This window comes from Halopelagius fulvigenes (assembly GCF_042662625.1).
Classification (GTDB): domain Archaea; phylum Halobacteriota; class Halobacteria; order Halobacteriales; family Haloferacaceae; genus Halopelagius; species Halopelagius fulvigenes.
Genome location: NZ_JBHSXH010000001.1, coordinates 60,866 through 72,684, shown reverse-complemented (window position 1 = coordinate 72,684; position 11,819 = coordinate 60,866). Strand labels below are relative to the sequence as shown.

Below are 11,819 nucleotides of genomic sequence, written 5' to 3'. Positions count from 1 at the left end.
GGACTCGGGGACGACGTTCGAGTAGCCCTCGCCGCCGCCGATGTGGGACTCGTTACTTCCGCTGGAACTGCTGCTGCTGCTGCTGGAGTCGGAGTCGGAGTCGGAGCTGGAATCGCTCGAAACGTCGCCGAAGTCATCAGGCGAGACCTCCTTCCCGTTGAGGAGGAGCTTCAAGTCGCCGGAGTTCGGGGTGAACGCCTTCAGTTCGCCCTCGAACTCGAAGCCATCGCCGTAGCCGTTACCGGTGAAGCCCGACGCGGACCACGTTCCGTCGTCGTTCTCCGTGACCGAGTCGTTCCCCTCCTCCGCGCTCTTCTTCCCGTTTTCGAAGAGTTTGGTTATCTTTCCGGAGGTGGTGAACTCGTACTTTATCGAGCCGTCGCTGACGACTTCGATCTTGTTCTTGCTCGTCTCCTCAGGTACGAGGTCCGACGAGACGTCCTTCAGCGTCGGCTTGGTGGTCACCCTCGCCGAACCGTCGAAGTCGAAGTCAACGACGTGACCCGTGTACTCGTAGGCGTCGACGCCGTCGGCGATGCTCCCCTCGACCCGAGTGTCCGAGACCGAGTCCGACAGCGTGTCTGCGATAGAAGTGTTGATTTTCTTTATCGAATCGCTCACTTCGATGACATAGTCAGTTTTATCGGTTCCCCCTCGTCCATCGACGACGACAACGGACGTCTCTGCCGCACTTGCACTCGAACTCCCGAGGGCAATAGCCCCGACCGCCGCACCCGCGAGTTTGAGATAGGGTCGACGGCCCATGAAAGAGCCACCCTCTGTGTCGTCCGTGCTTCGCGCCGCGTCGGTTTCACGCCTCATTACACCCGATTAGGATGAGCATTAGCTTATAAATTTTCTCATCCACAAATAGTTCAGAATCTAGTATAGTGACTAAAAGTAGGCAAAGGATCAAATAAATTTTCTTAATATAGTTAAAATATTAAAGTATGAATTTGGTGCTTTAAGACTCGGCGGAGAGCTCTTAACAGAGACTTATCGGGGGACCCGAGCGCCCCGACCCGTCCATATCCGCACGGATTGTATCGAGACTACATATTCGATAAACTGAACACACTTAACACATTAATTACCATTTCCTGTCAGATGGTCTACTTCACCTGACGGCCGCGCAGAACCCGTTCACACTCGGAAATATTTGCCAGTAAGTAAAGTTTGCTTGACAGTAAAGGGAGGATTAGAACCGAAAACGGGGGCGAAGACGCGGGCCGAACCGGGCGCGCGGGCCGGTGCGAACCGAGGGCTAGGCGAACCGCCGGTAGAGGTCGACGAGCATCGTCGCCGGCGCGGACCCGTGTTCGATGTCGTAGAACAGCTCGAGCTCGGGTCCGAACTTGGATTTGTACTCGTTGAGTCGCGGGTTCCCCGCGCCGACCAGGTCGTACTGGTCGAGGCCCCGGTCCATCGCGTCGCTCATGATGTGCCAATCGAGCAGGTCGTTCGTGGGGATGTCCACGTCGAAGTCCGGCTTGACGCCCCCCTGCCAGCGGTGGGTTCGCCCGTCGTACTCGAACGCGAGGATGCCCGTGAGGTACTCGCCGTCGGAGCGGCAGACGTAGGGTCGAACCTGTCCGTCCGGAAGCGCCTCGTACAGGCTCCGACCGAACCCGCGGGCCATGTTGAACGCCTTCCCCTGCGCCTCGTACCGGTCGCGCACCTGTTCGAGGATCCGGTCTACGTCCTCGACGGTCCCCTCTTCGACGGTGTAGGAGTCCTCGTCGGTGTTACGGATGTTGCTCCGGGCGTCGCTGCTGAACTGCCCCATCAGCTCGTCCTCGTCGACGGTCAGGTCCACGACGTAGGTGTACTCCGGGGTGACCTCGCTCCCGTTCCACTTGAACGGGCGGGCGTCGTGGTAGTCGCCCGCGGTTCGAATCTCCGCGTAGTCGTGGCCCACGTTCTCGTCGAGCCACTCCACGCAGCCGTCGATGAACCGCTTGAGGCGGCGTTCCCGCTTCCGGCGCTTCAGTTTCTGCATGTTCAGAAGCGCCGGCCCCTGCCGGGGTATCCACAGCTTCGGCGGCGGCGAGAACACCGCGGTGAACGGCCCCTTCTCCATCTCGAAGAGGGGGAACAGCCCGACAGGTTCCTGCCCCTTGTACCCGACGAGGGGGTGTACCTCCGCGCCGGAGAACTCCGCTTGGAGCTCCAGCGCCTTCGACTGGTGAAACAGGTTCGAGTTCGGCGACTGTTCGACGTAGCTATCCCACGTATCGTACTCGTCTCGGCCTATCTCTTCGATTTCGATGCTCATTGTCAGTAGACCTTCTTCCGGTAGGCGCTCCGAGCCAGCTTGTACGCGCCCCACAGCAGCGGCGACTGTCCCTTCTCCCACTGGAGCGTCGGAATCGGTCTGCCGCCGTACTTCTCCTTGTACCTGAACACACCGTCTTTGAACGTCGAGCCGGTGCTCCCGAAGTCGTAGTAGTTGTACCCCTGCTCTTTCCCCCACTTGATGGCGTGTTCGTGCAGGAGTTCGGAGGGGTAGTGCTCGAAGTTCGACTCGTCGCCGATGGCCGGGAAGTAGTAGTGGAGCGTGTCGCGTTCGTCGTCGAGGAAGTAGACGTACCGGCCCACGTCCTCCCCGTCGGCCTCGGCGGCGAATATCTTCGTCCGGTCGGGGATCTCCTCGGCCAGTCGCTCGAAGAACTCGAAGGGGTAGACGTGGCCGCGGACGCGCGTCATGTTCGCCCGGTACTGGCGGTACGTCTCTCGAAGTTCGTCCGTCGTCAGGTCCACCTCGCGGACGGTCGTCTCCGACTTCCGGCCCTTTCTGATCGCCTTGCGCCGTTCCTTGGCCATGTTCGCCTCGATGTCGTCCCAGTCGTACGTGAGGTCGATCTCGAAGCGACAGTCGGTCAGTTTGGGCTGGTACCCCTGCTTTGCGAGGTACTTCCCGTACCGCATGTACTCCGTCTCTTTCGCCTTGATGACGTGATTGAGCACGTTACCGTCGCAGATTTCGTCGACGCTCTCCATCAGGAGGTCGAGAACCTCCTCCTCGTTCGTCGTTATCGCCGGGCCGCCGTACCCCGGCGTCGCGGAGATGACACGCCTGAGCGGTACCTCGCCGAGCGACGGTACCGACGCGGCGTCTCCCACCGCCGAGAGGGGCGTGTTCTCCAACAGCGACGAGACGGACGGGAGGTCGATGTCCGTGACGAAGTTCGGAAACACCGCGACCGGGTTCCCCTTCTTCTCGACGGTGACGTGCTTCGGATCGTAGCTGAGACTCTCCTCCACCGCTTTCAGCCACTCGTAGCGGTGGAAGACGCTCCCGTTCGTCGAGTGTTCGACGACGTGATTCCACTGATTTTCGTTCACCGCGTCGATGCTGTCGTGTACTCGAAACGCTAAGTCTGCCATTGTTCTGTTAGTTGTCGAGGTACCCCAAATCGGAGAGACGCTGCTCCACCGCGTCGTCGTCCGTTTCGACGGTCTCGCCGGAGTCGAAGTCGGGGTACTCCGTCTCGCCGGCGGCCTCCACCGCGTCCAACGGGTCGCCGTCCATCCGTTCGTCCGCCGGGAGCCCGAACGTCGCCAGAACCGTCGGCGCGACGTCGAAGAGGTGCGCTCCGCGGACGCCGGCCGACTCGTCTATCGCGTCGCCCCGCGCGGCGACGATGCCGAACCGCTTGTGGTTCCACGGTTCGGTCGGTTCGCCGAACTGTTCGCCGTAGAGCTGCGCGCTGAGGTAGTGGTCGAAGTTCGACGGGACGGTCACCACGTCCACCGCGTTCTCCGCCTCCGGGCCGTAGAAGTACTTCTCGCGGCGGGCCACGTCCTCGAAGACGGGGTCGCCGTCCGGCGTCCGAACCGACCGGAGGGCCTCGATGAGTTCGTCCCGGACGTCCTCGTACTTCGCCTGCGGAACCGTCCCGTCGGGCTCCCGCCCTTCGAGGTTGATTCTGACGCCGAGTTCGATCAGGTCGCGCATGTACGCCTTCGACTCCGGAAAGGAGACGCGGGACATCCCGGCGCTCTGGACGTTCTCCGGGACGACGCGCGCGACGGCGGCGTCGAGGCCGACTTTGCGGAGGGCGGCGGCGACGCGTTCCGTCGTGAGTCCGAACCTCGCCGCCGTCGAAACCGCGGTTTCGAGCGGACTTCCGCGGCCCGCGTCCGTGTCCGCGTCCGCGTCCGGGGGTTGGTCGCCCGCGTCGCCCTCGTGGAGTCGGTTTTCGCGTATCTTCACCCACGAGGGCATCCCCTCACCGCCCTGCGTCGCCTCGACGTAGCCCTCGTCGCGGAGGAACTCGTTGACGCGGAACTCGTAGCGGTCGTACGGTCCCATCCCGTGGTCGCTGGCCACCACGACGTTGGCCGGGTCGTGTTCGTCGAGGATGCGACCGACCTGTTCGTCCACCTCGCGGTACACCGCCCGAACCAGTTCGTCGTCCCCCGGGTGTTCGTGGAACACGGAGTCGGTCTGTTGGAACTCGACGAAGCCGAAGTCGGGGTCGAACCGGTCAGCGAGGTAGCGGAACGCCTCGCCGCGCGACCGGACGAGAGAACGGTACGTCGCTTCGTCTTTCGTCTCGTCGATGTCCGCGTACACCCGGTACTCGCCGAGTTCGTCGCGGACGTCTTCGAGGAGGCCATCGGGGTGACACGGCGGGTTCTCGGGCGCGACGTAGCCCGGAACGAGGGCCCCGTCGAACGACTTCGGAGGGGAGGTCACCGGAACGTTGACGACGACGCTCGTCAGGCCGTGATAGTCGAGGAGTTCCCACAGGGACGGCTCCCGAACCCGAGTCGCGTTGACGACGTCCTCCTCGTAGCCGTCGAAGTGGAGAAATCCGAAGACGCCGTGTTTGCCCGGGTTCTTCCCCGTGTACATCGAGGGCCACGCGCTGGCCGTCCACGGCGGAATCTGCGATTCAAGCGGTCCGCTGACGCCCCCCTGAAACACCGACCGGAGGTTCGGAAGTTCGTCGGCCTCGAAGAGGGGCTCTAACACGGACTGACAGCCCGCATCGATTCCGACCAAGAGCGTCGTCAGGTCAGTTCCGTGGCTCCCGTCCATCACTCCTTTCCATTCCCGTATTTCGCTTTGTTATACCGTTCCTATGGGCGAGATGGAATATTCATGCCAGCCAAACCGAGCGTCGCTCGGCCGAGTCTCGGAAAAGCGGCGGTGACGAATCGAGCCGACTTTCGAGGGATGGTCGCGCTGATGCCGTAGGTGTGGGACGCGACGTTCGCACCGACGCCGACAATCGGCTCAGAGTGACTCACAGTCGCCGAGACGGGTTTTTGAGTCTATTCAGGAGACTGTAACTGGGATCGTTCGCCGTCGAGCGGCTACTATGAGACGGCTAACAAAACACCGTCGCGGGGAAGGCACGATATCAATCGAGCGATGTCGCGCAACCGAAGAAGCGTCTGATACCTATGTTTACCCACCCATGAGCGAGCGCAACGGCCGAAACGTCGATTCGGAACCGGTAGCGGAGAGCGACGCGTCGCAGTCCGGAGACGGCGGTGCGACGGACCCCACCGTCTCCGTCGTCGTCGTCACGTACAACGAGGCGGACCGCATCGGCCGGTGTCTCGACTCGGTGTTCGAACTGTGCGAGGAGGTGCCGAGCTTCGAGGTCATCCTCGTGGACTCGAACTCGTCGGACGACACCGTCGATATCGCGCGCGAGTACCCCATCACGGTGTTACGGATACCCTCGGACGACCTCTCGACGCCCTCCGCGGGGAGGTACGTCGGCACGAACGTCGCGGACGGCGAGTTCGTCCTGTTCGTCGACGGCGACATGGACGTGACCGACGGCTGGTTACGGCGGGCATGCGATCTCCTCCGGGAGTACCCCGACGTGGCCGCGGTGGACGGCCACCTCAACGAGAACCGCGACCACGACGAGATAGTGACCGTGGGCGCGGTTCGGGGCGTGGCCCTCTACGACGCCCAGAAGCTTCGGGCCGTCGGCGGGTTCGATCCGTTCCTCCGGTCCCTCGAAGATATCGACCTCGGCTTCCGACTCGGCGAGTCAGGGTACCGCCTCTGTCGCCTCCCCGTCGTCGTCGCGGAACACCCGGTCGCGTCCGGGCCGACGGAACCCTTCCGGAGGCTTCGGAACGGGTACGTCACGGGGGCGGGACAGGCGATTCGAAAGTCGATAGACTCGCCGCGGCGATTCGTGCGCCACCTCTATCGGATGCGGAACAAGCTGTTCGTCGGGGCGTGGGGTGTGCTCGGCGCGTTCTCGCTCCTCTCGCCGATACTCCTCGTCGGGTGGCTCGGAATGACGGCGGCGGGGTTCTACGTACTCGCCTCGGAGAGAGGACTCACCGAAGCCGTGACCCTCATCCTCGGACAGATGCTGACGCTGTGCGGAATGATCTGGGGATTCCGCGACCCGGCGCGCCCGGCGAGCGAGTATCCGATCGACCGAATCGAGACGGTTCAGGTCGCGGAACCGCCGGTCCACACGTCCGCGAGCGAGTAAACGGGGCAGCGAACGCGGGGTCAGCGAACGTCCTCCGCGACGGAGCGCATCGTCTCGACGGTCAGCGCGGAGTCCCGACGGCGTTCGTCCAGATACTCCAGGATCGCTCGCACGCGCTCTCTGGTGTACTCGCGCCAGACGTTGTTCGGGTGGAGCCAGACGTGAAAGACGCCGTCTCGTTCGGCCGCCTGGTCGATTCCGCGCCTCGCCGCCCGGACGATGGGGTCGCCCACCACCGGTTCGGCGATTCGCTGGGCCGTCCCCTCGAAACTGAACAGGTACAGCGACGCGGGGACGTTCACGAGTCCGCGTTCGTCGACGCGCGGCGCGACGAGCAACGACCGCCGGTCGAGGGCCGTCCCGCCGGTCAGCGTCCGGAGGGGTTTCAGCGGCGAGTCGGCGTCGGTGACGGGCGAGACGCCCCGGTAACAGGTGAATCCGTGCTCCGCGAGTACGTCCCTGTGTCCGACGCTGTTTCGGGGGAAGGCGAACGAGTCGAGGTCGTAGCCGCGTTCGCGCGCGAGTTCGACGCACCGCCGCAGTTCCGCGTCCGCCCACGCGCGGTCGATTCGGTCGAACTCCGGGTGCGAGAAGGAGTGCGAGCCGAGTTCGTGGTCCGCCGACGCGTCCTCGACTGCCTCGACGAGGCCGTACCCGAACCGCTGGTCGGGGCCGAACCGCCCGGAGTCGCGTTCCTTCAAGAACCACCCGTCCGAGGCGGGGACGTCCGCGTGTTCGCCGTCGCAGTCGTCGAGCATGAGGTGACCGACGACGGCCCACGTCGCGGGGATATCGTACTCGTCGAACATCGAGAGGAGCGTTCGCCACCCGGAACGCGCGTGCCGGACGCGGTCGGGAGGGTCGTCGTAATCGACGTAGCCCCATCCGAGTTCGGCGTCGAGGGAGATGACGACGGAACCCATAGTACGTTCTCACCCAATCGAGAGATTGTTATTGGGCGCGTATTCGGCTAAATATACAACATTATTGAAACGACGAATCGCCCGCATCGAAGCGCTACCGGCCGCTGCGCCCGTCTCGCGGCACGGAGGATCTACCCATTGTATAACAAAGGCCGCCGGCCGACACCGAGTTTACGAGCGCGCCGTAACGCGCACCAGGAGAGACACATGATTCAACGAACGGACGTCGGGCGAGAGTCTCCTCCCGCGGACGGACCGCTCGCAACCGGACGAGGGAGCCGCCTCGCCGGGGCGAGCGGTCGAAACGACTGCGCAGGGAGCGTTCGCCGACGACGACGAGAACGGTCGGAGGGAGCGTATCGCGTGGTGAGCGACCGATGATGGGGGAGTTCACCTTCGAGAAGTACGAGGCACTCCTGCGGGCGAGCCTCGACGCCGGGTACGACCACCTCACCGTCCGCCAGTACCTCACGCGGAAGCGGGCGGACGAACTGCCGGAACGGTTCGTCGTCCACCGCCACGACGTGGACCGGAAGCCGGAGAACGCGCTGGCGATGGCGCGTCTTGAGGCCCGACTCGACGTTCCGAGCACCTACTACTTCCGGACGATAGAGAAGGTGTTCCGCCCGGAGTTGATACGCCAAATCGACGCTCTCGGCCACGAAATCGGCTACCACTACGAGGACATGGACCGGGCGGAGGGCGACGTGACGGCGGCCCACGAGAGCTTCGGCACCGAACTCGAACGCCTCCGCGAACTCGCGGAGGTTCGGACGGCGTGCATGCACGGCAATCCGCTCACGTCGTACGACAACCGCGACATGTGGGCCGCGGACCCCGAGGGGCAGTTCGAGGAGTACGGCCTCCTCGGGGAGGCGTACCTCTCGATGGACTTCGCCGACGTCATCTACTTCTCCGACACGGGCCGGACGTGGGAGGACGGCGCGTTGAAGATAAAGGACCACACCGTGGGCGAGGACGGAAAGCGACGGCAGGTCGGAGAGACGAGCGAACTGATTCGCCTCCTCGAAGACAGGGAGATTCCCCGCCTCTGTCTCCTCAGCCACCCGAACCGGTGGGCGAAGGACTCCACCGAGATGGTCGTCGAGAACGCGAAGGACTTCACGATGAACGCCGGCAAGCGCGTGCTCAACTTGGTGAGATGAGATGAGGGTACTGTTCGACGTCAACCACCCGGCGCAGGTTCACCTATTCAAGAACGCGTACTGGGAACTAGAAGCCGACGGACACGGCGTCCACGTCACCTCCCGCGAGAAGGAGATTACGACCGACTTGCTCGACGAGTACGGCATCGACCACACGCCCCTCACCGCCGAACGCGACGGCGGCGCGCCCGCACTCGCCGCCGAGTGGGCGAAGCGAGAGGCGAAGATGCTGTCTCTGGCCCGATCGTTCGACCCGGACGTGGTGGTGAGTCGCCTCAACCCGCCCGCGGTGCACGTCTCGCGGATGACCGGGAGCCGGAACGTCATCTTCAAGGACACCATCCTGCGCTCGCGGGTGATACGAGCGCTCTACCACGGCGCGACGTGCCCCTTCGTGGACAAGATATGCACGCCGCCGGGGTTCGACGTGCCCGTCCCCGCGCGGAAACACGACATCGTCGGCTTTCAGGAACTGTCGTACCTCCACCCCGACTGGTTCGAACCCGACGCCGACGTGCTCAGGGAGTACGGCGTCGAACCGGACGACCCCTTCTTCGTCCTCCGCTTCGCGGGGTGGGACGCCTACCACGACGTGGGGAGTCAGGGACTCTCGCCGGACGGGAAGCGAGAACTCGTCGAGTACCTCTCGGACCGGGGCGACGTGTACATCACGAGCGAGGAGGAACTCCCCCCGGAGTTCGAGGAGTACCGCATCTCCGTCCCCGCGCACCGGATTCACGACCTGTTGTACTACGCGGACCTGTACGTCGGCGACTCCCAGACGATGCCCACGGAGGCCGCACTCCTCGGCACGCCCGCGATACGCGCGAACTCCGTCGTCGGCGACGGCGACATGAACAACTTCGTCGAGTTAGAGGAGGAGTACGGACTCCTGTTCTCCTACGCCGACGAGGACGCGGCGATGCGGAAGATAGCCGAGATCGTCGAGAACCCCGAGAGCGACGACGCGTGGAAGGAGCGCCGACGACGACTCGTCGAGGACAAACCGGACGTGACGAACACGATGTTGGACCTCATCTACGACGCCGCCCACCGATGAGCGAGAGTACCGCACCGACGGACGAGACGGCCGAACCGTCGCACGAAACGAGCGAACCGCCGGAGCCAGACTCGCCGCCGACGGTGATGATTCTCGGTCGGCACCACGTGTACGCGCTGCAGATAGCCGCCGAACTCTCCCGCGACTTGGACGCGAGAATCGTCGGCGTCGGCGAGGAGCGGACGAACCCCATCGTGCAGTCGCGGTACTGCGACCAAAGCGTCGTCGTGCCGCCGGCGGAGGAGGACAGAGAGAGGCACGCGGCGTCCGTCCTCCGGGCGATAGAGCGATTCCGCCCCGACGCGGTCCTGCCCGTCGGCCACCTCACCGTCGAGGTGTTGGACGAGATTCGAGACGAGATTCCCGACGGCGTGGCGTTCCGCCTCCCGTCTTCGGACGCGTTGGAGACGGCCTTCGACAAGGGCGACACCGCCGCCGTCGGCGAGAGCGTCGGCATCCGGACGCCCGAGGAGTACGGCCGCCTGCCGACCGGTCCCGACGCCGACCCGCAGTTGGACGCGAGCGAACTGTCGTACCCCGTGTTCCTGAAGGCCGAGAAGGAGGCCGGCCGGAACATCGTCTCGAAAGTCGAGAGCGAGGCGGAACTGTGGGAGGCGTACGAGGAACTTCGCCACCGCGAGGAGGGCGGCGACATCATCGTCCAAGAGTACGTGGAGGGCGACGGCCACACCTACGCGATAGGGTTGCTGTTCGACGACGGGACGCCGGAGTTGGAGTTCGGACAGGACGAGGTGCGCTCCATCCCCCGCGAGGGCGGCACCGGAACCAGAGTGCGCGTCCTGCGCGACGAGGAACTCGCCGCGAAGTCGAAGGCACTCCTCGAAGCGCTAGAGTGGGACGGCGTCGCGCTGGTCGAGTACAAGCGCGCGGAGAACGGTGAGTGGGTGCTGATGGAGATAAACCCCAAGTTCTGGGCCTCCTACGCCCTCGCGAGTCGGTACGGCTACCGCTTCGCGAGCACCCTCGTGGCGAGCAGTCTCGGCCTCTCGCGGGAGTCGTTCGACGGGTCGCCGTCGGAGACGGGCGAGATGGTGTTCCCGCTTCGCGAGGTGTACTTCTCGCTGAAACACGACGAGGAGTCGCTTCCCCGGTCGCTCGCGTCGTTGGCGTGGCCGCCCGCGCGCGTTGATATCGACCCGAGGGACCTGCGCGCGTGGATCGCCCCGGGCGGACTGGCGACGTCGATGGGGTGGGCGCTGGACCTCTGGAGGGGCGGCGATGACCCGTTCTGACGCCCGAACCGACGGCGGGGACGGGGACGAGAGCGAGTTCGGCGGCGAAGGAGAGTCCGACCGTCGAACGCTCGTGCTCCTGATGCCCGCGGACGCGGTGAAAGCGACGGTCACGTTGCAGAGTCTCCTGTCGAGTGCGTCGTTCAGAGAGCGGTACGACCCGCGGGTGGTCGTGGACGGCGCCTCCGGGCGACTTGTCGATGCTCTCCGGCGGCGCGGCGTCCGGTACGCCGTCGCCGACGACCCGAGTTCGCCCGCCGGAGACGTGGCGGCGGTGACCGACGACGAGGAGTCGTTCGCGTATCTCGTCTCCTGCGGGTGGACGAAGCTGATTCCGGGCGACGTGATAGAGATGCCCGAGGTGGCGGCGCTGAACTGCCACGGGTCGTACCTCCCGGACTACCGCGGGCCCGCGATGCACCGCGTCCAGTGGGCCAACGGGAAGCGGTGGGGCGGCGCGTCCGTCCACTTCCTCACCGAGGAGTTCGACGATGGCCGCATCCTCTGTCGCGACAGGTTCAAAATCGGGCTGTTCGACACGCCGAAGGACATCCTCTGGCGGTCCGCGGAGACGACGGCGACGTTGCTCCGTGAGGCCCTGCTCTTGGTCGAAGACGGCTACGAGGGCATCGAGAACGCCTCGGGCAGTTACTACTCGCTGGCGGAGTGGCGAACGGTCCTCGTCCGCGGCGCGGTCAACCGAGCGCTCTGGGCCCTCGGGTCGGACGCGCGGTGGGAAATCCCGCCGGAGTGAGCGGCGGACCCCTCGTTATCGCGGACGGTCACGGGACGAGAACTGTTATCCGGCCGTTAGTGCGGGGGTGACGGTGTAGTCCGCTATTAACAAAACATCCCGAAGCCGCTACCTTCGGATATGTTTAGAGAAGTCTCCGCCGCTCACCGCCTCCCCAGGGCGGGTGAGAACGTGATGTCCCCGG

At 64.6% G+C, this 11,819-nt stretch carries 9 protein-coding genes and 1 pseudogene; 5 read left to right on the top strand and 5 right to left on the bottom strand.

Annotated elements, in window-relative coordinates:
- The 4 genes and pseudogenes from ACFQEV_RS00315 to ACFQEV_RS00300 all read right to left on the bottom strand — a co-directional run.
- Positions 1 to 621: pseudogene (locus tag ACFQEV_RS00315) on the bottom strand (hypothetical protein); the annotation flags it as partial.
- 643 nt (positions 622 to 1,264) lie between these two features.
- Entirely contained in the window at positions 1,265 to 2,275 is a 1,011-nt protein-coding gene (locus ACFQEV_RS00310) for a lipid II:glycine glycyltransferase FemX (protein ID WP_379691884.1), read from the bottom strand.
- Between the two features lie 2 nt (positions 2,276 to 2,277).
- A complete protein-coding gene (locus ACFQEV_RS00305; protein ID WP_379691883.1) occupies positions 2,278 to 3,387 on the bottom strand; it encodes a lipid II:glycine glycyltransferase FemX in 1,110 nt (369 codons plus the stop codon).
- Positions 3,388 to 3,394: 7 nt separating this feature from the next.
- Positions 3,395 to 5,047, bottom strand: a complete 1,653-nt coding sequence (locus tag ACFQEV_RS00300) for an alkaline phosphatase family protein (protein WP_379691881.1) — start codon at positions 5,045 to 5,047, stop codon at positions 3,395 to 3,397.
- A gap of 382 nt (positions 5,048 to 5,429) precedes the next feature.
- On the opposite strand from ACFQEV_RS00300, the gene ACFQEV_RS00295 reads away from it, so the two are divergent.
- Entirely contained in the window at positions 5,430 to 6,479 is a 1,050-nt protein-coding gene (locus ACFQEV_RS00295) for a glycosyltransferase family 2 protein (RefSeq protein ID WP_379691880.1), read from the top strand.
- Positions 6,480 to 6,499: 20 nt separating this feature from the next.
- Here ACFQEV_RS00295 and ACFQEV_RS00290 read toward each other — a convergent pair whose 3' ends face one another.
- Entirely contained in the window at positions 6,500 to 7,402 is a 903-nt protein-coding gene (locus ACFQEV_RS00290; RefSeq protein WP_379691879.1) for a polysaccharide deacetylase family protein, read from the bottom strand.
- A gap of 377 nt (positions 7,403 to 7,779) precedes the next feature.
- Between ACFQEV_RS00290 and ACFQEV_RS00285 the strand changes: the two genes are divergently transcribed.
- The 4 genes from ACFQEV_RS00285 to ACFQEV_RS00270 are packed head-to-tail and all read left to right on the top strand — an operon-like array spanning position 7,780 to position 11,635.
- Positions 7,780 to 8,568 (top strand): polysaccharide deacetylase family protein, encoded by a 789-nt coding sequence (locus ACFQEV_RS00285; protein ID WP_379691877.1) that lies wholly within the window; start codon positions 7,780 to 7,782, stop codon positions 8,566 to 8,568.
- A gap of 1 nt (position 8,569) precedes the next feature.
- Positions 8,570 to 9,628 carry a DUF354 domain-containing protein gene (locus ACFQEV_RS00280; protein WP_379691876.1) on the top strand — a complete coding sequence of 353 codons (1,059 nt, stop codon included), beginning with the start codon at positions 8,570 to 8,572 and terminating at the stop codon, positions 9,626 to 9,628.
- Positions 9,625 to 10,881: a carboxylate--amine ligase gene (locus ACFQEV_RS00275; protein WP_379691875.1), complete on the top strand. Its 1,257-nt coding sequence runs from the start codon at positions 9,625 to 9,627 to the stop codon at positions 10,879 to 10,881. Before ACFQEV_RS00280 ends, ACFQEV_RS00275 begins: the two co-directional genes overlap by 4 nt.
- Positions 10,868 to 11,635, top strand: coding sequence for a formyltransferase family protein (locus ACFQEV_RS00270; protein ID WP_379691874.1), 768 nt, complete (start codon positions 10,868 to 10,870; stop codon positions 11,633 to 11,635). Before ACFQEV_RS00275 ends, ACFQEV_RS00270 begins: the two co-directional genes overlap by 14 nt.
- Positions 11,636 to 11,819 lie beyond the last annotated feature (184 nt).

What these genes read in the sequence shown, in the direction of transcription:
- ACFQEV_RS00310 (WP_379691884.1), bottom strand. Translation starts at nt 2,275, where the DNA reads ATGAGCATCGAAATCGAAGAGATAGGCCGAGACGAGTACGATACGTGG.
- ACFQEV_RS00280 (WP_379691876.1), top strand. Translation starts at nt 8,570, where the DNA reads ATGAGGGTACTGTTCGACGTCAACCACCCGGCGCAGGTTCACCTATTC.
- ACFQEV_RS00305 (WP_379691883.1), bottom strand. Translation starts at nt 3,387, where the DNA reads ATGGCAGACTTAGCGTTTCGAGTACACGACAGCATCGACGCGGTGAAC.
- ACFQEV_RS00275 (WP_379691875.1), top strand. Translation starts at nt 9,625, where the DNA reads ATGAGCGAGAGTACCGCACCGACGGACGAGACGGCCGAACCGTCGCAC.
- ACFQEV_RS00295 (WP_379691880.1), top strand. Translation starts at nt 5,430, where the DNA reads ATGAGCGAGCGCAACGGCCGAAACGTCGATTCGGAACCGGTAGCGGAG.
- ACFQEV_RS00285 (WP_379691877.1), top strand. Translation starts at nt 7,780, where the DNA reads ATGATGGGGGAGTTCACCTTCGAGAAGTACGAGGCACTCCTGCGGGCG.
- ACFQEV_RS00290 (WP_379691879.1), bottom strand. Translation starts at nt 7,402, where the DNA reads ATGGGTTCCGTCGTCATCTCCCTCGACGCCGAACTCGGATGGGGCTAC.
- ACFQEV_RS00300 (WP_379691881.1), bottom strand. Translation starts at nt 5,047, where the DNA reads ATGGACGGGAGCCACGGAACTGACCTGACGACGCTCTTGGTCGGAATC.
- ACFQEV_RS00270 (WP_379691874.1), top strand. Translation starts at nt 10,868, where the DNA reads ATGACCCGTTCTGACGCCCGAACCGACGGCGGGGACGGGGACGAGAGC.